This is a genomic window from Ruegeria sp. H6 (assembly GCF_056532975.1).
The window spans coordinates 32,874-59,086 of record NZ_JBQFOA010000016.1 but is presented as its reverse complement, the minus strand read 5'-3'; the positions used below and the strand labels follow the sequence as shown (position 1 = coordinate 59,086).

Sequence of the window (26,213 nt, the reverse complement as noted above, 5' to 3'; positions counted from 1 at the left end):
ATCACAGAGGCCGGACCAAAGCGATTTCACCGGCCGGCAACTGATCCAGCATCTCGCTCACCGTAAGGTTCAACACAGGATGGCACCAATCGGGCACGATTTCAGCCATCGGCACAAGGACAAACGCGCGGTCCTGCAGCCTTGGATGCGGCAAGATCAACCTGTCCGGAGCGATCTGCGCCTGCTGGTCGGCTGGCAGCGTCCGCCAGCGCTCAAATTCCGGCAGATCAGGCATCACATGACTGCCCCAACAGATCAGATCCAGATCCAGGGTGCGCATGCCCCAGCGCTGCACGCGGTTACGACCAAAGTCATGCTCGATCCCGTGCAGAATGGTCAAAACCTCGTGCGGGGTCAGATCTGTTTCGATTTCGGCGGCTGCGTTGACATAGTCAGGCCCGGCACCAGCTGGAAAACACGGGGTCGAATAAAGACGGCTTCGGGACCGAATCACCAGCCCGGCATCGGCCATGGCGTCTAGTGCCTGTTCGAGTGTCACCTTGAGCGACTTATCTCTCATACTGAGATTTGCCCCTAGGGCAATTACGGCCGTTAACCCACTATTAACCATATTTGCTCCCATATTCGGTCCAGAGAATACTTGCGATAAAAGCCAAATCACTTATTTTAGGCACACCATTGTGCTGACCAAATTATTCACGCTCACGGATATCCGGCGCATTGGCTTATACCGGAAGGGACCATTTATGTTTTATAAAGACGAACGGCTAGCGCTGTTCATCGACGGCTCGAATCTTTACGCAGCCGCAAAAGCACTGGGGTTTGACATAGACTACAAGTTGCTGCGCCAGGAATTCATGCGCAGAGGCAAACTCCTTAGGGCTTTTTACTACACAGCGCTACTGGAAAATGACGAGTATTCTCCGATCCGGCCATTGGTTGATTGGCTGCATTACAACGGCTTCACCATGGTTACTAAACCGGCCAAGGAATACACCGACAGCATGGGGCGTCGGAAAGTCAAAGGAAATATGGACATCGAACTGACGGTCGATGCAATGGAACTGGCACCGCGCGTTGATCATATCGTGCTGTTCTCGGGCGATGGGGATTTTCGTCCGTTGATTGCCAGCCTGCAGCGTCAGGGGGTGCGTGTTTCGGTCGTATCGACCATCCGCAGTCAGCCGCCGATGATCTCGGACGAGTTGCGTCGCCAAGCGGACAATTTCATCGAGCTTGAGGACCTGCGCGATGTCATCGGCCGTCCGCCCCGCGAGATGCCCGCAGAACCGCGCAGCGTCGCCGCCGCTGGTGGCAGCTGACCGATCACAGCTCGGACAGGACAATATGCGGCCAGGTTCCGGGGAGAACCTGGCCGCGTGTCTTTAACGATCTGTTCGTCCTGAAATACGGTCTTTCTAGCCGCTTTCTGTATCAGGGAAATGACAATCCCGTTCGGCTGGACCATTGGTGTCAAAAGCCTTACCTGTCTCCGCCAAGGAGACACAAATGACCAAAGCCTCAGGAATTGTTTCTGTTTCACGCACATTCACGGAAATGCTGATGCAAGCGTGCGGTTTCGCATCATGAAAGGTGTTCCCACCGCCCCGCTGGTTCTTGGCCTTGCCGGGTTGGTCCCGTTTGTCTGGGGCGCGTTGACCTATGTGAATGCGGACCTGCAAGCCTGGGGCAGCCGCGCATTGGGCCCTCGGTTTGTCGGGCCCTACATTCAGTTGTTCTACGGTTCGGTCATCCTTAGCTTCATGTCCGGGATTCTGTGGGGGTTTGCCACCAAGACATCCGGCAGCAAAGCCGCCACCGGGTATGTTCTGTCCATCCTTCCCGCTCTTTGGGCGTTTTTCATGACAGGCGGAGGGCCGGTCAGTGCCGGCCTTAACCTGATCATGGGGTTTGTCGGGCTACTTCTGCTGGACGCGGCATTCTGGTATTGGGGATTAGCGCCCAGGTGGTGGATGAAACTGCGTGTATTTCTGACTGCCGTCGTCGTCTTGTGCCTGTCTGTAGGAGTCTATCTGTGAGCGATCCCAAAACGATTTCTGTCTACGACGCACAAGCAAAACGCTACGCCGAATTGACCGATAACGAAAACAAGGCTGATCGGGGCCTGATCGATTTCATTGACGCCGTTCCTGCGGGCGGTCGCGTTCTGGATCTGGGTTGCGGCCCTGGAACAAGCGCCGCCGAAATGGCACGGGCCGGGCTCGTGGTCGATGCAACCGATGCCTCTGCCGAAATGGTTGACCTTGCCGCCTCGCATCCCGGTGTCTCGGCCACGCAGTCTCGTTTCGAAGACCTGAGCGATCAGGCTGTCTATGACGGCGTTTGGGCCAATTTCAGCCTGTTGCATGCAAAACGCGCGGACCTTCCGACACATCTGAAGGCCATCCATCGGGCCCTGAAACCCGGTGGCGCGTTCTATATCGCGCTCAAACTGGGTCAGGGCGAAGGTCCCGATCGGATTGGCCGGTTCTACACCTACTACGAAGAGGATGAATCGAAGTCTTATCTGAACATGGCAGGCTTTACCGTCACGGGCCAGCAAACAGGCAGCGGAATCGGGCTGGACGGGTCGATTTCCGACTGGATCAGGCTAGCCACCCATGCCTAAGCTTTTTGCCTATACAGATGGTGCATGTTCAGGCAATCCGGGGCCAGGCGGCTGGGGCGTCCTGCTGCGCGCGATGGATGGCGAGACTGTCCTGAAAGAACGTGAGCTTAATGGCGGCGAGGCCGAAACCACCAATAACCGGATGGAATTGCTGGCCGCGATCAGTGCGCTTGAGACGTTGGAGCGCGCCTCGACTATCACTATCGTCACCGACAGCGCGTATGTGAAAAACGGTGTTACCGGATGGATTTTCGGTTGGAAACGCAACGGCTGGAAAACGTCGAACAAGAAGCCGGTCAAGAATGTCGATCTGTGGCAGCGCCTTGATGAGGCGCAAGAACGCCACGATGTGACCTGGGAATGGGTCAAGGGACACGCTGGCCATCCGGAAAACGAACGCGCGGACGAGCTGGCACGCGCGGGAATGGCTCCGTTCAAACCGAAAAAAAAGGCGCAAGCATGAGCGGTCTGGCGCTGCTCGACTACGCGGCCGTTCTGATCTTTGCGCTGACCGGCGCGCTGGTGGCCAGCCGGGCGCAACTGGACCTTGTTGGCTTTGCCTTTGTTGCGTGCCTGACGGCGGTTGGGGGTGGAACAGTGCGCGATTTGCTGTTGGACCGGCACCCCATTTTCTGGGTCGGGCAACCGGCCTACATCCTGATTGCCACCGCAGCCGCCGTGCTGGTCTTTTTCACCGCACATCTGGTGGAGAGCCGTTACAACTGGCTTGTTTGGCTCGACAGCTTTGCCCTGCCGGTCGCCGTTGCCGCCGGCACCGGCGCGGCGCTGTCGCTGGATCAGCCCGGGGTTATCGTTGTTCTGATGGGTGTCACCACCGGGTGCCTCGGCGGGTTGATGCGCGACGTGGTCTGTAACGAGGTGCCGCTGGTGCTGAAACAGGGTCAGTTGTATGTGTCCTGCGCCTTTGCGGGGGCTCTGGCGGCTGAAATCGCGACTGAATTCGGGCTGGGCAGTCTGGCGGCTTTGAGTCTGTGCGCGTTGATCTGCTGGTCGTTGCGGGCCGGTTCCCTGCTGCTGGGTTGGCAATTGCCGGTTTACAAAACACGCCCGCCGCGCAACTGACGGCGCGCGCCATCCGACGCGTTCAACGTTTGAAATACGTTTTCCAAAGCCACAAAACCAACAGCGCGCCCAAGACGGCACCAATAAATCCCGATAGCCACCCCATGACGGTCACAAGCGTGCGCAGGATCAACCCGCCCACCAACGCGCCGACGATACCGATCAGCATCGTGGTCGGGATATCCGCCTCAATCCGCATCAGGCGTGTGGCCAGAAACCCGGCCGCGGCGCCAATGATGATAAGTGCGACAATCGGCATCTCATTTCCTCCAATGGGTTGGAACGATGATCAGGGCCCCTATCGCCGACAAGACCGCGTCCACCCCCGGGGCGCCAAAGCTGATACCAAACATGATGCGCACAAAGTAAAACAGAAAGGCACCGCCGACACAGATGATGATCGACGGCAAATACCCGTTTTGGGTAAAGCCGGAACGCTCTGAAAGTAACCCGACGATCCCGGCGATCACAACAGTGCCCATCAGGACCAAGACCATCTGGCTTTACTCCGAATTCAGGCGCGTGCCGACCGGGATTGGCCGACCCCGCAGAAAGGTTTCTTTATCTTGCGCGCCTTTGCCTGCCCTTTGCAAGCGCAGCAGCTCGACCGCCCCTTCGCCGCAAGCCACGTTCAAATCGGCATTCAGAACCTCACCCGGGGCGCCCTGCCCCTTGGCAAGGCGGGAAGCCAGCAGTTTGATCCGGTCGCCGTCCATTTCGGTCCAGGCGCCGGGAAATGGCGACAGCGCACGGATTTGCCGATCCACCTGAACAGCGGGCTGAATCCAATCCACACGCGCCTCGGCCTTATCGATTTTAGAGGCATAGGTGACGCCCTCTTTGGGCTGCGGGTCGGGCACCAACTGCTGCAATTGCTCCAAAGCCTCGACGATCAGAGCGGCACCCATGGCTGACAGGCGGTCATGCAACCGGGCGGTGGTTTCCTCAGCCCCTATGTCGGTCGCTTGGCGCAACAAGACAGGCCCTGTGTCCAGACCAGCCTCCATCTGCATGATGCAGACGCCGGATTGCGCATCCCCCGCCATGATCGCGCGATGGATCGGGGCCGCGCCGCGCCATCGCGGCAGCAAGCTGGCATGAATGTTCAAGCACCCATGTTTCGGCGCGTCCAAAATTGGTTGCGGAAGGATCAGGCCATAAGCCACCACCACCGCCACATCAGCATTCAGATCGGCGAAACTGGCCTGTTCCTCGGACGATTTCAGCGATACTGGATGGCGTACCAGCAATCCCAACGCATCGGCGCGCGCCTGTACCGGGGTGGGCCTGTCCTTCTTGCCCCGACCAGCCGGGCGCGGAGGCTGGCAATAGACGGCTGCAATCTCATGCCCAGCCTCAACCAACGCGTCCAGAACCGGCACCGAAAAACCCGGCGTTCCCATGAAAACGACGCGCATTGCTACCCCTGTTTCTTCGCTTTGCGCAGCAGCATGTCACGTTTGACCTTGCTGAGCCGGTCGAAATACATCCGCCCATTCAGATGATCGATCTGATGCTGTACGCTGGTTGCTTCGATCCCAACAAAATCACGGCGGTCGATCATGCCCTGTTCGTTCAGAAACTTTACGGTCACGGCACGCGGACGTTTCACCTTGGCGGATACACCCGGCAGGTTGGGGCTGGCCTCCTCATGCTCGCGCAGTTCAACCGAGCTGTGCAGGATTTCCGGATTGGCCAGTTTCTTGGCCTTGCCGCGCTCGGTCGATCCGTCAACCACGGCCAAACGCAGCATCACACCGATCTGGGTTGCGGCCAGACCAACGCCGGGCATCGCCTCCATCGTGTCGATCATATCGTCCCAGATCTCACGAACCTCATCGGTGATCTCGGCAACGTCCTCGGCCTTGGTCCGAAGCCGTTTGTCCGGCCAAGGCAAGCAGGTCCGCACTGTCATGAGCGGGCCTTTTCGCGCTTGAGCTTTTGCATCTTGCGCGTGATCATCTGCCGTTTGAGCGGTTTGAGATAGTCGATAAAGAGCTTGCCATTCAGATGGTCGATCTCGTGCTGCACACATGTGGCCCAAAGGTCGTCAAATGTCTCTTGCTGCGCGTTTCCGTCTCGGTCCATCCACGCGACATCCACTGCCTTGGGCCGGGTCACTTCGGCATATTGCTCTGGGATCGACAGGCAGCCTTCTTCATAGACACTTGTCTCGTCCGAGGACGCAACGATTTCAGGGTTGAACATGACAAGTGGGCGCGGGGTTTCGCCCTCTTCCTTGACGCAGTCGATCACGATCAAGCGATCCAGAATACCGATTTGGGGCGCCGCCAGCCCGATACCGGGCGCGTCGTACATCGTCTCCAGCATGTCATCGGCCAGCTTCCGCAGGTCGTCCGTAATATCGGCAACCGGCGCACAGACCTTTTTCAGGCGGGGATCAGGGTGGATCAGGATACTGCGTTTCATGAGGCTGATTTAGGTCATCCCGCGCCCAGCCGCAACGCCCCCCTTGCGCCCGCCTGAATTGTGACTAGCTTTCGCCTCGACAGATGGAGATGACATGACTTTCAACGACCTGATCGACCGCCGGGGCACAAACAGTTCAAAATGGGACAAGATGGAGCGGCTATACGGCGTTTCACCCGAGGACGGGCTGGCCATGTGGACAGCGGATTCCGACTATCAAACCGCCCCCTGCGTGATCGAAGCCGTGCGCGCGGCCGCAGAACATGGCGTCTATGGGTATTCCTGGATGCATCCCGATTACCTGAACGCGATTCAGTGGTGGATGAAAACGCGGCACGGGTGGGAGATCGACACAGACTGGATTCTGACGAGCCAGGGCCTGGGCAACGCGATTGCACTCTGTCTGGATGTGTTTACCAATCCTGGCGACGGAGTTGTCATCTTTTCACCGGTCTACCACGAATTCGCGCACAAGGTGAACAAGGCCGGCCGGCGTCTGGTCGAATGCCCGCTGGTCCGCGACGGCGACAGCTATGCGCTTGATCTTGAAGACGCGCAATCCCGACTGGATGGAACCGAAAAACTGCTACTGTGGTGTTCCCCGCAGAACCCATCAGGGCGGGTTTGGACACCGCAAGAGCTGCGCGCGGTGGCTGATTTTGCAGAACGCAACGGGTTGATTGTTGTCTCGGACGAGATCCACCACGATCTGGTTTATCCCGGGAACACGTTTGTCCCGATGGATGTCGCCGCCCCCGAGGCGCGGGCCAGAACCATCTCTTTGACGGCGGCCTCCAAGACCTTCAACATCGCCGGTCAGCGCACCGGCAACATGATCATTCCAGATCCTGACCTGCGCGCGCAGATGCGCAACCGTTTGCTGGCACTGGACTACGATCCCGGTGCATTGGGTGTGGCGATGATCACTGCTGCCTACAGCCCGGAAGGTGCTGCATGGGTCGATGCGCAAATCGCGCATCTGCAGGACAATCGTCAGATTTTTGACGAAACCATCGCACAGATACCGGGTCTCTGGTCAATGCCCCTGCAGGCGACCTATCTGGCCTGGGTGGATTTTTCGGGCACGGGAATGGACCATTCCGAAGTCATCCGCCGTTTGCGCCAGGAGGCAAAAATCGCCACCTCGTCGGGGCCAGGATTCGGAACGGGCGGCGAAACCTTTGAGCGCTTCAACCTTGCCACACAACGGTCGCGGGTCGAAGAGGCCTGTACACGCCTGAAATCCGCCTTCAGCGATCTGCAATAGCAGATCGCTTACCGCACTGTTGCCACGGGTCGAAAAAAGGCTCGGTTTCTGACTTCTGTAAATTCGGGTTCTAGTCGTCGCGCCCAAGCAAGGCGATGGGGGCGTCTGGTGCGCGGTAGAAATCAAGCGGGGCTTTGTCCGCGGCGGCTGTGCTGCGCTTGAATTCATACTCCATCTCGCCCGTTTCCTCTTGCGAGGCCACGATCAGGCATTGGTACAAATGGTTCGCACCGTCAAAGATGTCGACCAGTCCTCGCAGACGTGGCGTTTGCGCGGCCTCAACGGTAAAGCCGTTTTTCCACAATCTGAGAACTTTGTAGGTATTGTCGCCCATTTGCACACGCAAACGGCTGGCCTTTTTCAAGGTCGCGATTCGAGCAGCGTCCAGCTCGGCATGCATTTCCTTAGAAACATACGTACTCATTCGAATTTCCCCCAGAACGTCCCTATTTTTGAGCATGAAACTGTAAAAATCCAGTGAACTAGGACACATGGCGCAGTTTGCGTGCGAATTGTTGCCGGGAAATCTCAGAGCTGTTGTGCATCGGCGCAGGGCTCATGCGCGCGCGGACCTGTAGGAAGAGGCCCAGTGCCGGACTATCTTTTGCGCTGAACACAATCCGGAGGATGCAAGATGGGCCTGCTTGTCGACGGCACCTGGCACGACACCTGGTACGACACCAAATCAACGGGCGGGGCGTTCAAACGCACCGCCGCACAGTTCCGCAACTGGATCACCAAAGACGGCAGCCCCGGCCCCTCGGGCAAAAGCGGGTTCGCGGCAGAGTCCGGCCGCTATCACCTCTATGTCAGCCATGCCTGCCCCTGGGCGCACCGCACTCTGATATTCCGTGAACTCAAAGGCCTTGCGCCGCACATTTCGGTCTCTGTCGTGCATCCGGACATGCTGGACAAGGGTTGGACATTCGATGCGGACGAAGATGGCGCAACGGGTGATACCTTGTTTGGCTCCGAATTTGCCCATCAGATCTATACCCGTGCTGATCCGTCCTATTCCGGTCGGGTGACCGTTCCGATCCTGTGGGACAAGGCCCAGGGCACCATCGTGTCGAACGAAAGCTCGGAAATAATCCGGATGTTCAACTCGGCGTTCAACGATATCACCGGCAACACCGACGACTACTGGCCCGAGGCGATGCGCGACGAGATCGAAGAGGTGAACGCGCGAATCTATTCGGATGTGAACAACGGCGTCTACAAATCCGGGTTCGCCACCAGCCAACAGGCCTATGACGCGGCTGTTGGCCCCTTGTTCGACACGCTGGACTGGCTCGAAGAGCGCCTGTCCTCTCGTCGGTATCTAATGGGGGATCGCATCACCGAAGCGGATTGGCGCCTTTTCACCACGTTGATCCGGTTCGATCCGGTCTATCACCTGCATTTCAAATGCAACCTGCGCCGTCTGATCGATTATCCGAACCTTTGGGCCTATACGCGCGAGCTGTATCAATGGCCGGGCGTGGCCGAGACCGTGAACATGTCGCACATCGTGCGCCACTATCACTATAGCCACGAAAGCATCAATCCGCACCGGATCGTGCCAATCAATCCTCAGTTGGACTATTCAGCACCCCACGGCAGGGATCAACGCCCCGCCGCGTAATGCTCGACCATCGCCGCCAGATCCTCTGGCGGTGTATTGCTTTGCACATAGGCGCAGGCGTTCGAGCTGTGGGCAAAGATTGACCCGTCCGAAAAGAACGTGGTGTTGGTGACAAAGATGACGCGCGCCTCGGGCCGCCGGTAACTGGCGAAATCCGCCACAGCCAATGCGCTGCCGGTCTCCAGCACCAGATCCAGGACGATGATATCGAACTCTGTCCCGTATAGCGCCAGGATCGCAGCTTCCTGGGATTCTACCAAAGCCACCTCGGCACCCTGCCTTTGCAGATGGCGTTGCCACACCCGACCCAGATCGGGGTTACTCTCGACAATCAGTACTTTCATTTGCAATAACCTCGGCACATGGTAGGTGAGTGGTGCCGACCCCTATGGTCCGTGATCCCGCCATTTCCTTAACAAAGTGTTAACGCCGCCCGTTCCTCGCGCTCCTCACGCGGAATTGCTTGTGTGGACGGCGAAAATCCGCTTGAAGCAGAGAGAAACTGCCAATTTTTCGACTGAGGCCCCCATGACGAACCCTGAAACGCGTTTGAACCCGCGCGCGATCCGCGACCATGGCGGCGGGCTGGATGGCGCGGTTCGGCAATTTGGCGGGCAACGCGAAAACTGGATCGATCTGTCGACCGGGATCAACCCGCATCCGTATGAGATCGGCGCTCTGTCCCCTTCAGACTGGACCGAGTTGCCGGACCATGGCGCGTTCGAACGGCTTTCAGATGCCGCACGATCGTTCTGGTCGGTTCCAGACAAGGCCGACATCCTGCCCGCACCCGGTGCGTCCGCCATCATCGCGCGAATCCCTGCGCTGGCCGCTGCAGGCAAGGTTCGCATCACGACGCCGACCTATAACGAACATGCCGCTGCCTTTTCAGCACAGGGCTGGCGTGTCGGGGACAGCGCCTCTGCGGATGCACGTGTCATCGTGCACCCCAATAATCCTGATGGGCGGATTTGGCAGGCCTCGGACGTCGACGCGCCCCTGACCGTGATTGACGAGAGTTTCTGCGATGTCACCCCTGAGGCCTCATTGATCCATCTGGCGGGCAATCCCGGCGTGATTGTTTTGAAGAGTTTCGGGAAATTCTGGGGACTGGCCGGATTGCGGCTGGGATTTGCCATCGGGCATCCCGATTTGATCGCGCGGCTGAACGATCTGACAGGGCCCTGGGCCGTATCCGGCCCTGCCCTGCGGATTGGGCAATCCGCTTTAACCGATACTGCATGGGCAGATCAGACGCGCACCCGTCTGGCGGGTGAGGCCGCACGGCTTGACGGATTGGTCACCGGATCAGGCGCCAAAGTCGTTGGCGGCACCAGCCTGTTTCGCCTGTATCATGTCGACGACGCCGCAACCTGGCAGACCCGATTGGCCCAGGCGCATATCTGGAGCCGGATTTTTCCCTATTCGGCAACCTATCTGCGCCTTAGCATGCCGCCCCATGACGGCTGGGAACGCCTGGAGGCCGCGCTGTGACAAGCGCGGCTTTGCTGATCTGCGCCCTCTGCCTGGATGCGGCTTTGGGCGAACCCGACTGGCTATGGTCGCGCATCCGGCATCCAGCCGTGGTAATCGGCAACGCAATTGGCTGGCTGGATCAACGCCTGAACCGAAACCATCTGCAGCAGTTGAAAGGGGTCGCTGTGCTGGGCCTTCTGGTCATGGCAGCGGCGCTGATCGGTTGGGCGCTGGCCTGGCTTGGACCGGTGGTCGAGATCCTGATCTGCGCGATCCTTCTGGCGCAAAAATCGCTGGTTTCCCATGTCCGCGCCGTGGGTGATGGCCTGCGCTCTTCGCTGAGCGAAGGGCGCGCCAAGGTCGCCATGATCGTGTCACGCGACACGGCCGACATGACCGAGGCGCAGGTTGCGCGATCTGCTATTGAAAGCGCGGCGGAAAATCTTAGCGACGGGGTGATTGCACCTGCGTTTTGGTTTCTTGTCGCGGGCCTGCCCGGCCTGCTGATCTACAAGGCCGTGAACACCGCCGACAGCATGATCGGCTATCGCAATCAGAAATATCTGGCCTTTGGCTGGGCTTCGGCCCGATTCGATGACCTGTTTAACCTGATCCCCGCCCGGCTGACCTGTCTGATGATCGTTGCTTGGTCCGGGCGGTGGAACCAATGGCGCGTCATTGTGGCGGATGCCCGCCGCCACAAATCACCCAACGCAGGTTGGCCCGAGGCCGCCATGGCGCGCGCGCTGAACATCGCATTGGCAGGCCCGCGAAGCTATGACGGCCAGTTGCGAGACCTGGCCTGGGTCAATGGCAACGCCCAGCGCGAGATCGGCGCATACGAGGTTTTCCGCGCATGTGACATGCTTTGGAAAGTTTGGGGGCTTGCACTTGGGCTGTTGTCAGTGTGGGTTGGGATCGAACTGATTTTCTGACGGGACATTCCTCATGCGCTTTCTTTCCGGCCTGTTCGCCGCTGCTCTGCTCGCCACGCCTGCCCTGTCCCAATGTGGCGGCAGCTTTAACAGCTTTGTCAAAGGGCTCAAATCCGAGGCCGAGCAAAAGGGGTTCGATCCCTCCACCGTCAACGCGTTTTTCCAGGGTGTCCAACAGGACAATGCCGTGTTGCGTGCCGACCGGGCGCAAGGTGTGTTTCAGAAACCCTTCATCGATTTCTCCCGCCGCCTGATCTCGCAAAACCGGATCGACCGCGGGCAGGCCATATCGCGCAAATATGATGCGGTATTTGACCGGATCGAGCGGGAATACGGTGTTTCGCGCGGTGTTTTGCTGGCGTTCTGGGCGTTCGAGACGGATTACGGCGCCGTTCAGGGTGATTTCAATACCCGCAACGCTCTGGTCACGCTGGCCCATGACTGCCGCCGACCTGAACTGTTCCGCCCGCAGATCTTTGCAGCTGTCGAGCTCTATCAAAATGGAGATTTCGATCCCGCCCGCACCACTGGGGCCTGGGCCGGAGAGATCGGGATGGTGCAAATGCTGCCCCGTGACATCCTTGAAAACGGCGTGGACGGCGATGGCGATGGCAAGGTCTCGCTCAAGACCTCGGCCCCTGACGCGCTGATGTCGGGCGGCAAGATGCTGTCGCATCTGGGCTGGCAGCCGGGCCAGCCCTGGCTGCAAGAGGTCACGGTGCCCGGAAACATGGACTGGTCGCTGTCTGGCCCCGGCAAGCCGCGCTCGGTGGCCAAATGGCAATCCATGGGCGTTCAGGCGCGCAACGGGTCTTTGACCGACCTGCCCGCGTCATTGATCCTGCCACAAGGCCACAAAGGGCCTGCATTTCTGGCTTATCCCAATTTCGACGTGTATTTCGAATGGAATCAAAGCTTCGTTTACGTCCTGACCGCCGCCTATTTCGGCACCCGGCTTGAAGGTGGCCAGATTTACAACGCGGGCAACCCCGCACCAGGGCTGTCCGATGCCCAGATGAAACAGCTACAGACCAAGTTGCAGAACCGCGGTCATGACGTTGGCAAGATCGACGGCATCCTCGGTGCCGGCACCCGGGCAGCAGTGCAGGCAGAACAAGCACGTCTGGGGCTTCCTGCAGATGCCTGGCCAACGGCAGAGCTGTTGGGACGGTTGTAAGGGCTAGGTTGCACCAGGCCCTTGGTTCAGAAAGCTGCGTGTCGCGCTAATGATCGCTATTCAGCTTCGACGGCTAGCCTTTTGGCAAGGATGCTGATCAGGATCACTGCAATGACCAGAAACACGGCACCCACCATCCACGCCGTGGGTGTCGAATAGACCTCGGCAATGGCACCTGCCAAGATCAGGCCCAAGGCTGCTCCGAGTTGCTGAATCAGCGATTTCAGAGAGAGCATTGTGGATCGCTGGCAGTCTTCTACACATCTATGAAGAATACTGCTGGCTGGCGTCTCGGAAACGCCAAGGACAACAGAATACACGACGAAAACCAACACAAACCCGGCGATATTGCCCTGCACAGCCAACGCGACCTGAATGCCCGCCATACAGGCAAAGGACGCCGCAAGGGTCACTGCATGCCGACGCTTGAAAATCCGGCTGATATGCGTAGACAGCCATGCACCAAACGCGATTGAGAAGAAATAAGCGGCGGTCAGGATACCAATGACGGTGTTGGCATAATCGTCGTCCAACATGGGTTTTGCATGGGTCGGCCAGATCACCTCAACCGGGTTGGTCGCCATCAGAAAGAACGCCAGAGAGGCCAATAGCACCGACAATACCGGATGCCTCAGCGCCAGAAGACCTGCGTCTTTGATCACCAGAGGGACCGAGGCGAAGCCTTGCACCAGAGCGCGAGGGTTCAGCGGTCGTGGTTTTTCAACAATGAAAACAACAGTATAAACGAACACCCCAAGCATCATCGCCAAACTTGCCACATACGACACATCATAGACACTGAATCCCAATCTCTCTGCCGCCTGGCCAAAGAGATCGGGCAGAAGGCCCCCCAAAACAGCCCCTGCCGCCAAACCCATGGCATTGGCCCACTGCGCTTTTGCAAGGGCGGGTTGAAAATCCACATTTGGGGCCACTGCTTTGAAGGTTTCAACAAACCAGGCGTCGAGCGTCCCTGACCGCAATGCGCGGCCAAAACCGATGAACGCAAATGAAAGCGCGAGTACGTAGAAATCGCTGGTCGAAAGAAAGAGGGCGAGCGAGACCAAACTGGCAATGACCGCAGCCAGAAAGACCGGCTTGCGCCCGATGTTGTCGGCCAACCCGCCGAACGGAAGCTCCATCGCCATGGTCGTGAACGAGTAGACCCCAAACAGCAGCGAAATCTGAAAAAGGTCCATCCCGCGGTCGGTCAATGCCAAAGCAACAACGGCAACCGTCAGACCCATCGCGAACCGGTCGAGAAACTGGTGGATCTGAAACACCCGGATATGCCGCCGCGCCGGAACGGTCAGCGCAGCGAAGGAGAAGTCTAATTCCGTTGCCATGGTCGCACCTTCGACTTTGCAGGCAACTTGCGCAATAGCTCTGTCACGGGCTCACTCGGCATCTCGATTGCGCGGGCCCGCGCGGCGTTGCAACTTCGGGCAATCGGCTACCTTGTGTCTCTGTGAAGAAATCTGTCTGCTTGCGCCTTAGGAATGGTTCCAATCATTGGTATCCGCTGAATTGTTCGGACTTAGCCCCAGAACATCGCCTTCGGTGTTGCATCCAAGGCCCAAAACCGTGCGGTTGGCATAGCAAAAATACGCCGTTACCTGGTTGATCTCCAAAATCTCACCATCCTCATACCCGACATCGCGCAGCGCCTGCACATCAGTCTCGGCAATCGCAGCTGGGGTCTGCGTCAGCTTTTGCGCATAGCGCATTGCCTGTTTTTGTGCCTGATCAAGCGGTGCGGCATCGATGTCATGAGAAGAAATGGCTTTGCCGATCGCTTCTGCCTTTTCTTGATCCCCCAAGAGGCGTTTCATCCCTGCGAAGTGATGTTGCACGCAATAGTCGCATCTATTCAGCTCGCTCACCCAAACGCCCAGAACCTCAAGAAACCACTTCGGCACCGTATTCCCCGAATGGTGAAGTACATATTTGTACATCGCCATGTGCCCTTCCATCGAGTGGGGGCGCAGAGAATGGGCCATCATGATGTTATCGACATTGTTGTCCGGCCCGGTCACGCGCTGATACAGGGTCTTCAGTTTTCCGGTCGCCTGCTCGAAGGGGATGGTTTTTATCCATGTCATCAAATGCACTCCAACTTGGTCCCGGGCATATTGCTTGGGGCCTTGTTTCTAATCAATATGACAGATCTGGTAGCGATCGAACGCGCTGCGCAAAGGCTGATACGGGATCGTCGCGTCAGCTTGGGGATAACTACGGGTGGGCCCACAGGAAACATCCCGCCAGCAGAGGTTGAGGAAAAGCACCCGGAAAACAGGTGCAGTTCAATTCAATCCCTCACTCCGGTCGTACCGGATATCGGTCACCTTTCTGATCAATCAGGATCAACCTCTCGCCACTGCGGACGTACAGATCACAGCGACTGAAACCATTTCGGTAGGCAATGCAGACGCTGCCGTCTTCGGCGATGGAATAGGTACCAAAGGCTGAATCTCCGCTGGCATAGGTATAGGAATAGGCTCCACCGGCGGAAAATCTGGACTGGCCGTCGTCATAGAAGGTCAGCGTGCGCCCTGCCAATGCCTCCAACTCTGCAGCAGAGAGCGGGACATCCCCGGGTTTGGTTCGCCACTCGGCGGCCCAAAGCGGCGTTGCGGTCAACAGGGTCAGGGTCAGAACACGGATCATGAGGAACTCTAACCCCATCGGGCACAGATTGCGCGTAACGATCCGGTGAGGGATCAGGCCACCATTTGCTCTGCCTTCTTGAGGTCAACCGAAACCAACTGACTGACGCCCTGTTCCTGCATGGTGACGCCAAACAGACGGTCCATCCGGGCCATGGTCACCGCGTGGTGGGTGATGATCAAGAACCGCGTGTCGGTCTGGCGGCACATCTCATCCAGCAGGTCGCAGAACCTTGTGACGTTGGCGTCGTCCAAGGGTGCATCGACTTCGTCCAGCACACAGATCGGAGCCGGGTTGGCGAGGAAGACGCCAAAGATCAACGCGGTTGCGGTCAGGGTCTGTTCCCCGCCAGACAACAGGCTGAGGGTCGAGAGCTTCTTGCCCGGCGGCTGGCACATGATCTCCAGCCCCGCATCCAGCGGGTCGTCGCTTTCGACCATGACCAGATTGGCCTCGCCGCCGCCAAAGAGGTGCTTGAACAACATCGCAAAGTTCGAGTTCACCTGCTCGAAAGCCGTCAGCAGACGCTCACGCCCTTCGCGGTTGAGGCTGGCAATACCGCTGCGTAGGGCCTTGATGGCTTCTTCCAGATCGGCCTTTTCGCTGGTCAGGGTATCGAATTCTTCCTGAACCTCTTTCGAATCTTCCTCGGCGCGCAGGTTGACCGCACCCAACGCGTCGCGCTGACGTTTATGGCGGTTTACTTCGGCCTCCAGCGCATCCGCAGCGGGCATCTGATCCGGATTGACGTCCAGTTGGTTCAGCAACTGGTTCGGCGTCAACTGTTGGTCTTCCGCAATACGCTCGGCTGCTGCGACAACACTTTCCTTGGCGGCATCGCTGCGTGCCTCGGCTGCGGCCCGGGCTTCGCGTGCGTCCGAGGCAAGGCGTTCCGCCTCGCGTTCAGCCATGACAGCGTCGCGTTGCTGCGTCTCGGCTTGCGCCAGTTTGTCGGCGGCGGCTGCGCGGCGCGCCTCGGAGGTTTCGATCAATTCGTTCAGCTTTTCCCGCGCGTCCGCAATCTCCGCGGGGGCTGCGGTAGCGTCTGACAGCTCCTGCTCGGATCCCGTTTTGCGCTCCGCCAGCTCTGCAATTCGTTTTTCGGCGCTGTCCAGGCGATGGCGCCAGCCGCTCAGATCCTTGGTCACTTCCTGACTGCGACGGGTCCGCGCCTCGCCCTCGCGGCGCAGCTCATCATGCGTGGACCGGTGGGTCAGCATGGTGATGCGCGCGGCCTCAACCGTTTGCTTGATGTCTTCGACCTGTGCACGGGCGCTGTCGAGATCACCCAAATCGGTCAGCGCCGACTCGGCCTCGCGCAGTTGGGCGCGGGCAGACATTGCATCTTCCTTGTGGCGATCTACGGCCAGCGTCAGCGTTTCCAGTTTGCCTTGTGCAAGATTGCGATCCGCCTCGGCCCGGCTGAGGGCGCGGGCCGTTTCTGCCATTTTCTGATCAGCCGCCCGGCGCGCTTCACGGGCGCGTCTGTCCGCTTCGGTCACGTCGGCCAGTTGCTTTGACAGCGCCTCATGCGCTGCACGGGCCCCATCGGCCTGCGCCTCGGTGCGGGCAAGTTCCTGTTTCAACGCCTCAAGCTTGTTGAGCTGCTCCAACCGCAGGGCGGCGGCGCTTGGCGCGTCTTCGGCCCAGGCCCGGTATCCGTCCCAGCGCCACAGGTCGCCGGACCGCGACACCAGGCGTTGACCCGGCTGCAACTGCGCCTGCAACTGTCCGCCCCGATCCGCATCCACCAACCCGATCTGCGCGATCCGGCGGCTTAGACGATCCGGCCCGGACACATGCAAGGCCAAAGGTTCGACACCTTCCGGCAAGGGTTGATCCGCGGAATAACCGGCAACCAGAACCCAGCCCGACGGGCCATCACCCTCGACCAGCGGGGCGCGCAGGTCGTCGGCAAGTGCCGCACCTAGGGCCTTTTCGTACCCCGATGCCACACGCAGCATGTCCAGAACCTGCCCGCCTTCGGCGGTGTCGCGTTCAACCAGCTTGGCCAAGGCGGTCGTCTCGGCCCGGATCGCACCCAGCTCACCTTCGGCCTCGGACCTCTGTGCCCTTGCTTCGGCCTCGCGAGCCTGGGTTTCACTGCGCAGCTCGTCAGCAGCCGTCAGAGCCTGTTCCGCAGCTTCGGCCGCATCGCGCGCCTCCTGCTCACCGGTTTGGGCGGCTTGGAACATCTCACCTGCACGGGTCAAGGCACCTCGCGCTTCATCCACGGCGACACGGGCCTTTTCTTCCTCTCCCTCTGAACGCGCCAGTGTTTTGCGGCTGTCTTCCACAAGGCGCTGCGCAGATTGATGGCGGGCAACCAGCCGTGCCATATCCTCGGTTTCCTGAGACAGGTGATCCTCACGATTCTGCAGGACCGAGGCCGCTTCACGCGCCACTTCAGCAGCAGCAGCCACCTTGTCGTCATGGCCTTCGGCGGCTTTGGCCAGTTCGCGCGCTTCCCACTCCAGCCGTTCGATCATCTGGCCCGCGTCTCGATTCAATCCGGTTTCACGTTCGATGTCGTTGCCGAGTTGCTGAATCCGGTTGGTCAGGGTTTCGATCGTCTGACGGGCACGGGTTTCCTGATCCGTCAGTGCATCACGTTCCACCTGCTGACGCTGCAAAACGGCGGCAGCAATGGATTCCTCTTCCCGCAGGGGCGGCAAGGTCTCTTCTATTTCGCTGCGTTTGGCGCTGGCCGCGCGGGCCGCGGCCTCGGCCCGAGAAGCATCGGTGATCCGTTCGCGCAGCTTGTCTTCGGCCTGTTGCCGGGCCATGTCAGCCTCTTTCCAACGGCGATAGAGCAACATGCCTTCGGCCTTGCGCAGCAGTTCTCCAACCTCGCGATAGCGGGCCGCTTGACGGGCCTGACGGGCGAGTTGGGCCAGTTGCGCGCCCAATTGTTCCAGCACATCGTCGACACGGGTCAGGTTGGCTTCGGTGCCTTTCAGCTTCAGTTCGGCCTCGTGCCGGCGCTGATAAAGGCCGGATATCCCCGCAGCTTCTTCCAGAATACGGCGGCGCGCGCGGGGTTTGGCATTGATAAGCTCGGCGATGCGGTTCTGCCCCACCAGTGCGGGCGAATGCGCCCCGGTCGAGGCATCGGCAAACAGCATCTGCACATCCCGGGCACGGACATCTTTGCCGTTGGTTTTATAGGCACTGCCAACGTCGCGGGTGATGCGACGAACGATCTCAAGTTGATCGGCATCGTTGAACCCCGAGGGCGCCAGTCGCTCCGAGTTGTCCATGGTCAGGACCACCTCGGCAAAGTTGCGCGCCGGGCGCGTCGCGGCCCCTGCGAAAATCACATCCTCCATCGCGCCGCCACGCATGGACTTGGGACGGTTTTCCCCCATCACCCAACGCAAGGCTTCCAGCAGATTGGACTTGCCGCAGCCATTTGGCCCAACCACACCGGTCAACCCATCTGCAATGATCAGATCGGTTGGATCAACAAAGCTTTTGAAGCCGGTCAGTTTAATTTTGCTAAAGCGCAATGGCTGCTCGTGACATGATTCCTATGGGTAAGAAGTCTGCGCAACCGAAGGCCAAGGTGTCAACGTGATTGCGCAGGATATGGGCGGTTGGGCCAAGTTATCCACAATATCTTGGCAAAACTCTGCCCGAACCGGCCCTACTCAGTAGGGCGAGCATTCAAAGACCTGATAGCTGTAGCCGCTGGAATAGCCATAGTTGATGCATACATAGTTGCGACGGGACAGCGCGCCCAGAATGAGCTTATCCCCCAATTCCCGGTCGCAACCCAATACGCCCACCGTGACGGCGGCGTCGCCTGAGACGTCCAGGATCGGGCATCCAGACACCTGCATCATGGCCAGTGCCGCCCGTTCCCGGATCGGACCCAAACGCGGGGCGTATTGCGTGTTTATACGAACAGCCTCGGCCAGTTCATTGCGCACGCGTATGTCAAACACGCTGCCGTTCACCGCGATACGTGTCGCGGGCAGACCGCGGAAATACGGTGTACCGGCCGAGCAGGCAGCAAGTAACAGTAAGGCAAGCAGACGGACCATATCGCTGTTTTAGCGGTAATAGGGTTAATGAAACCTTTCCCCTGTCAGCCCCGTACCACCTCTCCCAAACGGCGAATACCTTCGGCGATTGTCGCCTCATCCGAATTGGAAAAGCTCAACCGGATCGTGTTCGCGCCGCTTCCGTCGGGAAAGAACGCCTGGCCGGGTACAAATGCCACTTTGACAGTGTCCAGCGACTTCTCCAACAACTGCGCGCCGACCATGCCTTTGGGAAGCGTCACCCAGATGAACATGCCCCCTTCCGGTCGCGTCCATTCAACACCCTCGGGCATGTGCTGGGCCAACACGTTCAGCATGGCGTCGCGGCGCGCCTGATAGGCCTGACGCAGCTTTGGGATATGCGTGTCAAAGCAGCTATCGGCCACTTGATGCACCGCCATCTGATTAATCGTCGACGAATGCAGGTCAGTGGCCTGTTTCAACAAGACCAGTTGTGAAATCGTGGATTTCGCCGCCACGACCCAGCCCACCCGAAGCCCCGGTGAAAGGGTTTTTGAAAAGCTGCCGCAATAGATAGTACGGCAGTCCTCCAATGATCCCTTGCGAGCCAGTTCCAGCGCGAGGACGGGCGGAACAGGATCCCCTTCGTAGCGCAGCGTCTGATAGGCGCCATCTTCGATCACCATGCATTCCAGCTCTTCCGCGAGGTCCAACAGGGCCTCGCGACCGCGCAAATCCACGGTCTCACCGGTCGGGTTGGCAAAATCAGGCGACAGATAGGCGAATTTCACGGCACCAGCCCCAGCCGCTGCCCGGTATTCCGCTGCACCGCGGTTGCCATTGATGCTGAGCTGAGCAAAGCGCGGCTCATAGGCCGAAAACGCATTGATCGCGCCCAGATAGGTAGGCCATCCAACGAGGGCTGTGTCACCCGGCGAAAGGAAAAGTTTGCCCAGATAATCCAGCGCCTGTTGCGAGCCGGAGGTGATCAGAACGTTTTCCGGCGTACATGTCACGCCAATCGATCCCATGTGATCCGCAATCCATTCACGCAGCGGCGCATAACCTTCACTGGCCGAATATTGCAACGCCTGTGCCTGCTGGTCACCCGCAAGCGCAGACTGAAAGGCTTGGGAAAACGCGGCAGCAGGGAAAAGATCGGGATCGGGGATGCCGCCCGCAAATGAAATGATGCCAGGCTGACCCAACAGTTTCAGCAATTCACGGATTTCCGATGCCTTCATGCGGGACGCGCGCGTTGCGTAAAGCTCTTCCATATGCCTCGCCTTTTGCGGAATGTCGCCCTACGGTACTCGCACAACCATTAAAGTCAATAATGCTGACCTAAATTCACTCAAGATCCTGTTCTTGATCACTGACGCGATACGTGGTCATGTATTTTGACCAATTTCAAGCAAACGCGCGATGCCCTTCCAAAAAGTCCAAACCGAAAAACTGTCTCTTGCCGTCGTCAAACAGATCGAACTGCTGATCCTGAGGGGCATATTGCGCCCGGGTGAACGGCTGCCCTCGGAACGTGAATTGGCCGAACGAATGGGCGTTTCGCGCCCGTCCCTGCGCGAGGCGATCTCGGACCTGCAGGCGCAGGGTCTGCTGACAGCAAAAGCCGGATCAGGGATATACGTCGCCGAAGTGTTGGGATCCGCGTTTTCCCCTTCACTCATTCGCCTGTTCGGCAGCCATGACGAAGCGGTCTTTGACTACTTGTCCTTTCGGCGCGACATGGAAGGGTTGGCGGCGGAACGTGCCGCAAGGTTGGGATCGGACAGTGATCTGAAAGTGGTGCAGACCATTCTGGACAAGATGGAAGCTGCACATGCCCGCAATGCCGCCGAGGACGAAGCGCATCTGGATGCGCAGTTCCACATGGCGATCATCGAGGCCAGCCATAACGTCGTAATGCTGCACATGATGCGGTCGATGTTCGATCTGCTGCGCCAAGGCGTTTTCTACAACCGCCAGATCATGTTCAACCAGCGGACCACCCGCGACGCCATCCTAGACCAGCACCGCGCCATCAACGCCGCCCTGCAAGAGCGTGATCCACAAGGCGCGCGGCAGGCCGTCGAGGCCCATCTGAGCTATGTCGAACGATCCATGGCCGACCAGCAAAAGGCCCGGAGAAACGAGGCCATCGCCCAGCAAAGGCTGGAGCATGAAACCGGACAGCACTGATGTTCATCGGGCACTTGCCAGGCGCCTATCTGATCTTCCGGGCTGCGACACCCAATCTTGGCAAGTTGGCCTTTGCAGCGGCAATGACCGGAGCGGTCGCACCGGATGTGGATATGCTGTGGTTCTATTTTGTCGATAATCGCGGGCACCATCATCATTCGTATCTGACCCACCGCCCGATTGTTTGGCTTGGCTTTCTGTTTGCTGGGCTTCTGATCCGTCAGTGGTTTCAAAAAACCGGTACAGCCCTGGCCTTCTTTGGCGCAGGTGGGCTGGTGCATATGATGCTCGATTCGATCACCGGCGCGGTTGCCTGGCTCTGGCCTTTCTCGGACGCCACTTATCCGCTGGTCATGGTGCAGGCCACGCATTCCCATTGGATCCTGTCTTTCCTCAACCATTGGACGTTCAAGGTTGAGATACTGGTTACTGCAACCGCCCTGATCGTTTGGTTCGTGACCCGGCGCAGATCAATCCGCAGCCCATAGCCGCACAAAAAACCCGAGCGTCCGGGACACTCGGGTTTCTCGATTCATATGAACCAGATGATCAGTGCAGTTTTTCACCCACATCCGCGATAGCGGCATCAATCAGCTTATTTGCCTGCGCTGCCGTCATCTGCTTGGCAAGCACGGCGTTCGCTGCAGAAACCGCGACCGAGATCGCCTGATCACGAACTTCCTTGACAGCCGACGCTTCGGCGGATGCGATCTGATCCTGAGCGGCAGCCAGCCGACGCTCGATGGATTTTTCCAGATCTGCCTTGGCTTGCTCAGCCGCTAGAGCCGCGTCGTCTTTTGCCGCCGCTACAATGGCGTCGGCCTGACCCTGAACCTCACGCTGCTTGCGCTCATACGAGGCGAGCAGGCTGCGGGCTTCTTCGTGCAGGGCACGGGCTTCGTCCAACTCGGACTTGATGCCGTCGGCGCGTTTGTCCAGCGCGCCACCGATCATGCCGGGCACTTTGAAGTAGAACAGGACCGCGATGAAAACGATAAAGCCCAGCGTGACCACAAAATCTGTGTTGGCCAGCGAAAAGAACGGGCCTTTGGCTGCAAAAGCCGGGCTGGCCACACCAAATGTCAGGATAAGGGCAAGAGTGTTCCGCATGTCACTTATCCTTTCATCTGCGCGTCAATGGCACTGTCGATGGCTTTGGCATCCGCCTCGCCGCCCAGCGCAGTGACCAGTTCAGCCGCCGTATCCTTGGCAACCACTTGAATGCTTTCCAGCGCACCGGCACGGATTTCGGCAATTGCCTTTTCCGATTCAGCCGCCTTCGCAGCGATTTCCGCATCTGCCTTGGCAATCGCGTCATCCAGGCCTGCCTGAATTTCCGCGCGTGTCTCGGCTGCGATACGCTGCGCTTCGGCACGGGCATCAGCCAGCGCCTTGTTATAGGCCTCTTCGGCCTCGACCGCTTTGGCCTTCAGATCTTCGGCCGCAGCCAGGTCATTTGTAATGGTCCCCTGACGTTCCGCCAGAATTGCCGCGATACGCGGCAAGGCCACGCGAGACAGGACCAGAAAGATGACGACCAGCGTGATGACCAGCCAGAAAATCTGGTTGGGGAACCAATCGAAGCAGAGCTGCGGCATCCCGATGGCAGAACCATAGGAGTCGACGCACGAGCCGGCTACTTCTTCTGTAATGGGTTCAGTCGCCATGATATCCTCCGTCGGAAACGTGTCTTTACAACAGGTGGGCCACTATGGCTTGGACCCACCTGCGCGTAAGGATCAGGTTCCGCAGATTATACGGCGAACATCAGCAGCAGCGAGACCAGGAATGCGAAGATCCCCAGGGCTTCTGCGAACGCGATACCGATGAAGAGGGTTGCGGTCTGCGAAGCAGCCGCCGAAGGGTTGCGCAGGGCGCCGGCCAGGAAGTTGCCAGCAACGTTGCCCACCCCGATTGCGGCTGCGCCGGAACCGATTGCTGCCAGGCCTGCGCCGATGTGTGCGAGATCGCCTTCCATGATGTATCTCCTTACGAATTGGAAGTTTCGATGTTGGGGTATCGGACCTTAGTGCGACGGATGCAGCGCATCCTTCAGATATACACAGGTCAGAATGGTGAAAACGTAGGCCTGGATGAAGGACACGAGGACCTCAAGGCCATACATTGCGGTAATCGCCAGAACGGACACGGGTGAGATCGCGGCGATCGCGGCAAAGCCTGCGAAAACCTTGATCACGGCGTGGCCTGCCATGACGTTACCGGCAAGACGAATAGAGTGGCTGACGGGGCGTACGAAGTACGAGATCAGCTCGATAATCGCCAGAACCGGGCGCAGGGCCAACGGTGCGCTGGACACCCAGAACAGTCCCAGGAAACCTGCGCCGTTCTTGACGAAACCCAGAACGGTCACGGTCAGGAAAACGGCCAACGCCAGCGGGATGGTCACGGCGAAATGCGATGTGGTGGTGAACGACATCGGGATCATGCCCAGGAAGTTCGCGCAGACGATGAACATGAACAGGGTCATGACATAGGGGAAGTACTTGACGCCTTCCTTGCCGCAAATGTCTTCCAGCATCTTGTAGATGAAGCCATAAGCCAGTTCGGCCACGGATTGCATCCGGGTCGGGACAATCGCGCGCTTGGAGGTCGGCCAGATCAGCAACAGCACGATGGCAATGATGGCCAGGAACAGCCACAGCGTCACGTTGGTGATCGTGAACATGCCCACGGCACCGTCGCCAAACAACGGCTTGACGATGAACTGGTCCATCGGATGGAAAACCAGGCTGCTGCCTTCTGCTGCGGTGGTCTCGGTCGCCACGTTCAGTCCCTCTCGTCCTTCTCGGCCGCGCTTGCAGCCGCTTGTTTCTCTTGAACCTCTTTCGCGCTGCGGAGCATAACCTTCACGCCCGCGACAAGGCCCAGCAATGTGAACAGCACCAGAAATATCGGGATCGTCCCGAGCAGGCTGTCCAGCCCGTATCCGATGCCAAATCCGATCCCCAGACCGGATACCATTTCGATGACCATCCTCCAGGCAAGCTCGCCCCCGGACACGTCAGCATCTGCGCGGGGTTTGGGCGCCTTGGCCTTTTTCGCCGCTTCGATCTTGGCCTCAAGCTGCGCCATACGCTGCTTTTGGTCGTCATCGGTCACGGGCGTTTCCCTCGCACAGTCTTGGGTAGGGTGCTAAGGCGCATGGGGCGCAGAGTCAACGGTGTATAAGCCGCACCTAAATCCCCGTTAAGATTATGATTCTTATAATGAAAAATCTGATCGTGGATGGACATCTTCAGATGCGGAACAGACGGGCTGGGCAAATTCACCTGAATCCGCATATTCAACCTTTTGGTTGATCTTTGCCCCCCCATAAGTAGCTTACGCAGCGTGTTGGCGCCAAATCCGCTTTGGTTAGCACTGCCAAGCTCGGGCCAAACGACGGAAATGAAATTGCCTCTGCGCTCTCAAGGGTGTCACCTTTGAAACATGATGCGCTTGAGAATATGAGGGCAAAGAATGAGCGATGTGGTTTGGTTGAGCAATATGCACCGGGATCCATATGCTACTTACGGATATCGACCGGTCGGATATCCGGATGTTCCCAGGCCGCCGCGAGACAATGAAATTGGTGTCGCATTCAGCTCTGTAACAAAGAGGCAAACTGAGCATTTGCCCATCGAAGATCACGAGTTCCCAAAACAACTTTATGCTGTCAAACGTTGGGCAATTCACAAGCGTCGCACACGCAGTATCTTTAGTGCTGGCGGTGCGCTGGTGGTCTCATCCACTTCTGCAGATATCTTACGCGACCACGAAATGGGGTCATCAAGATTGGTTCCTGTCGAGCTTCTGTACCCAGACCAGAGAACCAAGTTGGAAGGTGATTGGTTCTATCTCGTTTTGGGCGACGGCAAACCCTGCTTCAACAGAGACAGTTCCGAAGGTGCAACTCCGCTTGGAAATCCGGTCGAACTTTTCATGGTGCGCGGCAGAGACCATGTAAGTGACGGGGATCTGACTTTTTCAAAGGGTGTATTGACTGGGCCGGACATTTGGTTCGACCCGGTAATTATTGATGCCCCGATCATAAGCGACCGCCTCGCCAAGGCCCTAAAGGCTGCCAAAGTGGCAAAGCACTGGGATCTATTGCGCTGCAACGTGATTTCGGGTTGAGCCCATGCCCAACGACCTCGACACCGTATTCGCCGCTCTTGCCGATCCGACCCGCCGCACCATCCTTGCGATGCTGCTGGAGGATGACATGGCCGTCACAGACGTCGCCGAACCGTTCGAGATGTCGCTGGCCGCGATCTCGAAACATCTGGTGATCCTGACCAAAGCGGGACTGATCTCTCAGGAAAAACGCGGCCGGGTGAAATGGTGCAAGCTGGAGCCCGACGCGCTGCGCGCCGCATCCGTCTGGATGCAGGGCTTCGGGCAGTTCGAGCCGGTCAACCTGGACGCGTTCGAACGGTTTCTGGAGGTTGAGCTGCCGGGGTCGGACGACGCGACCTAACTAAGCGGGCGCAACTCCGGTCACCACGCCGGTGACGTCTACGCTGCACAACCACGGAGTTTGCGAGCCTGCCACAGCCACCGTTATCAATGTGCCCGTCGGTTCCGTTTGCGTCGACATTGCGTTCACATCGCTGGACCGCGTGCCGGTCTCGGCCGAAACCAATGACTCGCAACTGGCCTGCAGCTTGTCAGTGCCGGGAACACCGCCCGAGGTGGAGCCTTCGGTGCAGGCCCCGAGTATCAGGGCAAGCATGCCCAATGTCATTCTGCTCATGATAT

General features: G+C 58.6%; 34 protein-coding genes. 14 read left to right on the top strand and 20 right to left on the bottom strand.

The window, feature by feature from the left end; all coding sequences use genetic code 11:
* Position 1: 1 nt before the first annotated feature.
* Positions 2 to 571 carry a 2-amino-4-hydroxy-6-hydroxymethyldihydropteridine diphosphokinase gene (folK, locus tag ACR0AG_RS20150; protein ID WP_480842115.1) on the bottom strand — a complete coding sequence of 190 codons (570 nt, stop codon included), beginning with the start codon at positions 569 to 571 and terminating at the stop codon, positions 2 to 4.
* A 136-nt stretch (positions 572 to 707) separates the two neighbouring features.
* Between folK and ACR0AG_RS20145 the strand changes: the two genes are divergently transcribed.
* From ACR0AG_RS20145 to ACR0AG_RS20125, 5 genes are all read left to right on the top strand, one after another.
* Positions 708 to 1,283, top strand: coding sequence for a LabA-like NYN domain-containing protein (locus tag ACR0AG_RS20145; RefSeq protein ID WP_170575648.1), 576 nt, complete (start codon positions 708 to 710; stop codon positions 1,281 to 1,283).
* A gap of 264 nt (positions 1,284 to 1,547) precedes the next feature.
* Positions 1,548 to 2,000, top strand: coding sequence for a DUF3429 domain-containing protein (locus tag ACR0AG_RS20140; protein WP_480842112.1), 453 nt, complete (start codon positions 1,548 to 1,550; stop codon positions 1,998 to 2,000).
* A complete protein-coding gene (locus ACR0AG_RS20135; protein ID WP_480842110.1) occupies positions 1,997 to 2,590 on the top strand; it encodes a class I SAM-dependent methyltransferase in 594 nt (197 codons plus the stop codon). The genes ACR0AG_RS20140 and ACR0AG_RS20135 overlap by 4 nt, the downstream gene beginning before the upstream one ends.
* Positions 2,583 to 3,053, top strand: a complete 471-nt coding sequence (rnhA, locus tag ACR0AG_RS20130; protein WP_480842108.1) for a ribonuclease HI — start codon at positions 2,583 to 2,585, stop codon at positions 3,051 to 3,053. Before ACR0AG_RS20135 ends, rnhA begins: the two co-directional genes overlap by 8 nt.
* On the top strand, positions 3,050 to 3,673 hold the full coding sequence (locus tag ACR0AG_RS20125; RefSeq protein ID WP_480842106.1) for a trimeric intracellular cation channel family protein: 624 nt from the start codon (positions 3,050 to 3,052) through the stop codon (positions 3,671 to 3,673). Before rnhA ends, ACR0AG_RS20125 begins: the two co-directional genes overlap by 4 nt.
* A gap of 22 nt (positions 3,674 to 3,695) precedes the next feature.
* On the opposite strand, the gene ACR0AG_RS20120 is transcribed toward ACR0AG_RS20125, so the two are convergent.
* The 5 genes from ACR0AG_RS20120 to def (ACR0AG_RS20100) are packed head-to-tail and all read right to left on the bottom strand — an operon-like array spanning position 3,696 to position 6,103.
* Positions 3,696 to 3,932 (bottom strand): GlsB/YeaQ/YmgE family stress response membrane protein, encoded by a 237-nt coding sequence (locus ACR0AG_RS20120; RefSeq protein ID WP_480842104.1) that lies wholly within the window; start codon positions 3,930 to 3,932, stop codon positions 3,696 to 3,698.
* 1 nt (position 3,933) lies between these two features.
* Complete coding sequence (locus tag ACR0AG_RS20115) at positions 3,934 to 4,170, bottom strand: hypothetical protein (protein WP_480842102.1); 237 nt, start codon at positions 4,168 to 4,170, stop codon at positions 3,934 to 3,936.
* Between the two features lie 6 nt (positions 4,171 to 4,176).
* Positions 4,177 to 5,091, bottom strand: coding sequence for a methionyl-tRNA formyltransferase (gene fmt, locus ACR0AG_RS20110; RefSeq protein WP_480842100.1), 915 nt, complete (start codon positions 5,089 to 5,091; stop codon positions 4,177 to 4,179).
* Positions 5,092 to 5,093: 2 nt separating this feature from the next.
* A complete protein-coding gene (def, locus tag ACR0AG_RS20105; RefSeq protein WP_480842098.1) occupies positions 5,094 to 5,588 on the bottom strand; it encodes a peptide deformylase in 495 nt (164 codons plus the stop codon).
* Positions 5,585 to 6,103, bottom strand: a complete 519-nt coding sequence (gene def / locus ACR0AG_RS20100; RefSeq protein WP_480842096.1) for a peptide deformylase — start codon at positions 6,101 to 6,103, stop codon at positions 5,585 to 5,587. Before def (ACR0AG_RS20100) ends, def (ACR0AG_RS20105) begins: the two co-directional genes overlap by 4 nt.
* A 94-nt stretch (positions 6,104 to 6,197) precedes the next feature.
* On the opposite strand from def (ACR0AG_RS20100), the gene ACR0AG_RS20095 reads away from it, so the two are divergent.
* Complete coding sequence (locus ACR0AG_RS20095) at positions 6,198 to 7,370, top strand: MalY/PatB family protein (protein WP_480842094.1); 1,173 nt, start codon at positions 6,198 to 6,200, stop codon at positions 7,368 to 7,370.
* 70 nt (positions 7,371 to 7,440) lie between these two features.
* Here ACR0AG_RS20095 and ACR0AG_RS20090 read toward each other — a convergent pair whose 3' ends face one another.
* Positions 7,441 to 7,794, bottom strand: coding sequence for a hypothetical protein (locus tag ACR0AG_RS20090; protein WP_480842092.1), 354 nt, complete (start codon positions 7,792 to 7,794; stop codon positions 7,441 to 7,443).
* 210 nt (positions 7,795 to 8,004) lie between these two features.
* On the opposite strand from ACR0AG_RS20090, the gene ACR0AG_RS20085 reads away from it, so the two are divergent.
* Positions 8,005 to 8,994, top strand: a complete 990-nt coding sequence (locus tag ACR0AG_RS20085) for a glutathione S-transferase family protein (RefSeq protein ID WP_480842090.1) — start codon at positions 8,005 to 8,007, stop codon at positions 8,992 to 8,994.
* Here the strand turns inward: ACR0AG_RS20085 and ACR0AG_RS20080 are convergent.
* Positions 8,976 to 9,338, bottom strand: coding sequence for a response regulator transcription factor (locus tag ACR0AG_RS20080; RefSeq protein WP_480842088.1), 363 nt, complete (start codon positions 9,336 to 9,338; stop codon positions 8,976 to 8,978). The genes ACR0AG_RS20085 and ACR0AG_RS20080 overlap by 19 nt on opposite strands.
* 184 nt (positions 9,339 to 9,522) lie before the next feature.
* Between ACR0AG_RS20080 and cobD the strand changes: the two genes are divergently transcribed.
* The 3 genes from cobD to ACR0AG_RS20065 are packed head-to-tail and all read left to right on the top strand — an operon-like array spanning position 9,523 to position 12,582.
* A complete protein-coding gene (gene cobD / locus ACR0AG_RS20075; RefSeq protein ID WP_480842086.1) occupies positions 9,523 to 10,488 on the top strand; it encodes a threonine-phosphate decarboxylase CobD in 966 nt (321 codons plus the stop codon).
* On the top strand, positions 10,485 to 11,405 hold the full coding sequence (cbiB, locus tag ACR0AG_RS20070) for an adenosylcobinamide-phosphate synthase CbiB (protein ID WP_480842084.1): 921 nt from the start codon (positions 10,485 to 10,487) through the stop codon (positions 11,403 to 11,405). Before cobD ends, cbiB begins: the two co-directional genes overlap by 4 nt.
* 13 nt (positions 11,406 to 11,418) lie before the next feature.
* Positions 11,419 to 12,582 (top strand): lytic murein transglycosylase, encoded by a 1,164-nt coding sequence (locus tag ACR0AG_RS20065; protein ID WP_480842082.1) that lies wholly within the window; start codon positions 11,419 to 11,421, stop codon positions 12,580 to 12,582.
* A gap of 56 nt (positions 12,583 to 12,638) precedes the next feature.
* On the opposite strand, the gene ACR0AG_RS20060 is transcribed toward ACR0AG_RS20065, so the two are convergent.
* The 6 genes from ACR0AG_RS20060 to ACR0AG_RS20035 form a co-directional block, all read right to left on the bottom strand.
* On the bottom strand, positions 12,639 to 13,928 hold the full coding sequence (locus tag ACR0AG_RS20060; protein ID WP_480842080.1) for an MFS transporter: 1,290 nt from the start codon (positions 13,926 to 13,928) through the stop codon (positions 12,639 to 12,641).
* A 147-nt stretch (positions 13,929 to 14,075) separates the two neighbouring features.
* The gene (locus tag ACR0AG_RS20055) at positions 14,076 to 14,684 is read right to left on the bottom strand and encodes a carboxymuconolactone decarboxylase family protein (RefSeq protein ID WP_480842078.1); all 609 of its coding nucleotides are present in this window, start codon (positions 14,682 to 14,684) and stop codon (positions 14,076 to 14,078) included.
* 214 nt (positions 14,685 to 14,898) lie between these two features.
* Entirely contained in the window at positions 14,899 to 15,249 is a 351-nt protein-coding gene (locus tag ACR0AG_RS20050) for a hypothetical protein (RefSeq protein WP_480842076.1), read from the bottom strand.
* A 53-nt stretch (positions 15,250 to 15,302) separates the two neighbouring features.
* Positions 15,303 to 18,758, bottom strand: coding sequence for a chromosome segregation SMC family protein (locus tag ACR0AG_RS20045; protein WP_480842074.1), 3,456 nt, complete (start codon positions 18,756 to 18,758; stop codon positions 15,303 to 15,305).
* Positions 18,759 to 18,899: 141 nt separating this feature from the next.
* Positions 18,900 to 19,295 (bottom strand): hypothetical protein, encoded by a 396-nt coding sequence (locus ACR0AG_RS20040; RefSeq protein ID WP_480842072.1) that lies wholly within the window; start codon positions 19,293 to 19,295, stop codon positions 18,900 to 18,902.
* Positions 19,296 to 19,339: 44 nt separating this feature from the next.
* Positions 19,340 to 20,533, bottom strand: a complete 1,194-nt coding sequence (locus ACR0AG_RS20035) for an aminotransferase-like domain-containing protein (protein WP_480842070.1) — start codon at positions 20,531 to 20,533, stop codon at positions 19,340 to 19,342.
* A 148-nt stretch (positions 20,534 to 20,681) separates the two neighbouring features.
* On the opposite strand from ACR0AG_RS20035, the gene ACR0AG_RS20030 reads away from it, so the two are divergent.
* Together ACR0AG_RS20030 and ACR0AG_RS20025 are read left to right on the top strand one after the other, a co-directional pair.
* Entirely contained in the window at positions 20,682 to 21,452 is a 771-nt protein-coding gene (locus ACR0AG_RS20030) for a FadR/GntR family transcriptional regulator (RefSeq protein WP_480842068.1), read from the top strand.
* Complete coding sequence (locus ACR0AG_RS20025; RefSeq protein ID WP_480842066.1) at positions 21,452 to 21,940, top strand: metal-dependent hydrolase; 489 nt, start codon at positions 21,452 to 21,454, stop codon at positions 21,938 to 21,940. Before ACR0AG_RS20030 ends, ACR0AG_RS20025 begins: the two co-directional genes overlap by 1 nt.
* Before the next feature lie 61 nt (positions 21,941 to 22,001).
* Here the strand turns inward: ACR0AG_RS20025 and ACR0AG_RS20020 are convergent, their stop codons facing one another.
* The 5 genes from ACR0AG_RS20020 to ACR0AG_RS20000 all read right to left on the bottom strand — a co-directional run bounded on the left by ACR0AG_RS20020 (position 22,002) and on the right by ACR0AG_RS20000 (position 24,572).
* Entirely contained in the window at positions 22,002 to 22,562 is a 561-nt protein-coding gene (locus ACR0AG_RS20020; protein WP_480842064.1) for a F0F1 ATP synthase subunit B, read from the bottom strand.
* Positions 22,563 to 22,567: 5 nt separating this feature from the next.
* On the bottom strand, positions 22,568 to 23,119 hold the full coding sequence (locus ACR0AG_RS20015; RefSeq protein WP_480842062.1) for a F0F1 ATP synthase subunit B': 552 nt from the start codon (positions 23,117 to 23,119) through the stop codon (positions 22,568 to 22,570).
* A gap of 86 nt (positions 23,120 to 23,205) precedes the next feature.
* On the bottom strand, positions 23,206 to 23,430 hold the full coding sequence (locus ACR0AG_RS20010; RefSeq protein WP_005981269.1) for a F0F1 ATP synthase subunit C: 225 nt from the start codon (positions 23,428 to 23,430) through the stop codon (positions 23,206 to 23,208).
* Between the two features lie 48 nt (positions 23,431 to 23,478).
* Positions 23,479 to 24,237 carry a F0F1 ATP synthase subunit A gene (locus tag ACR0AG_RS20005; RefSeq protein ID WP_480842059.1) on the bottom strand — a complete coding sequence of 253 codons (759 nt, stop codon included), beginning with the start codon at positions 24,235 to 24,237 and terminating at the stop codon, positions 23,479 to 23,481.
* Between the two features lie 2 nt (positions 24,238 to 24,239).
* Positions 24,240 to 24,572, bottom strand: a complete 333-nt coding sequence (locus ACR0AG_RS20000; RefSeq protein ID WP_170673619.1) for an AtpZ/AtpI family protein — start codon at positions 24,570 to 24,572, stop codon at positions 24,240 to 24,242.
* A 360-nt stretch (positions 24,573 to 24,932) separates the two neighbouring features.
* Between ACR0AG_RS20000 and ACR0AG_RS19995 the strand changes: the two genes are divergently transcribed.
* Together ACR0AG_RS19995 and ACR0AG_RS19990 are read left to right on the top strand one after the other, a co-directional pair.
* Entirely contained in the window at positions 24,933 to 25,589 is a 657-nt protein-coding gene (locus tag ACR0AG_RS19995) for a hypothetical protein (protein ID WP_480842057.1), read from the top strand.
* Between the two features lie 4 nt (positions 25,590 to 25,593).
* Positions 25,594 to 25,932, top strand: coding sequence for an ArsR/SmtB family transcription factor (locus ACR0AG_RS19990; protein WP_480842054.1), 339 nt, complete (start codon positions 25,594 to 25,596; stop codon positions 25,930 to 25,932).
* Here ACR0AG_RS19990 and ACR0AG_RS19985 read toward each other — a convergent pair whose 3' ends face one another.
* Positions 25,933 to 26,208: a hypothetical protein gene (locus tag ACR0AG_RS19985; RefSeq protein ID WP_480842052.1), complete on the bottom strand. Its 276-nt coding sequence runs from the start codon at positions 26,206 to 26,208 to the stop codon at positions 25,933 to 25,935.
* Positions 26,209 to 26,213: the final 5 nt, after the last annotated feature.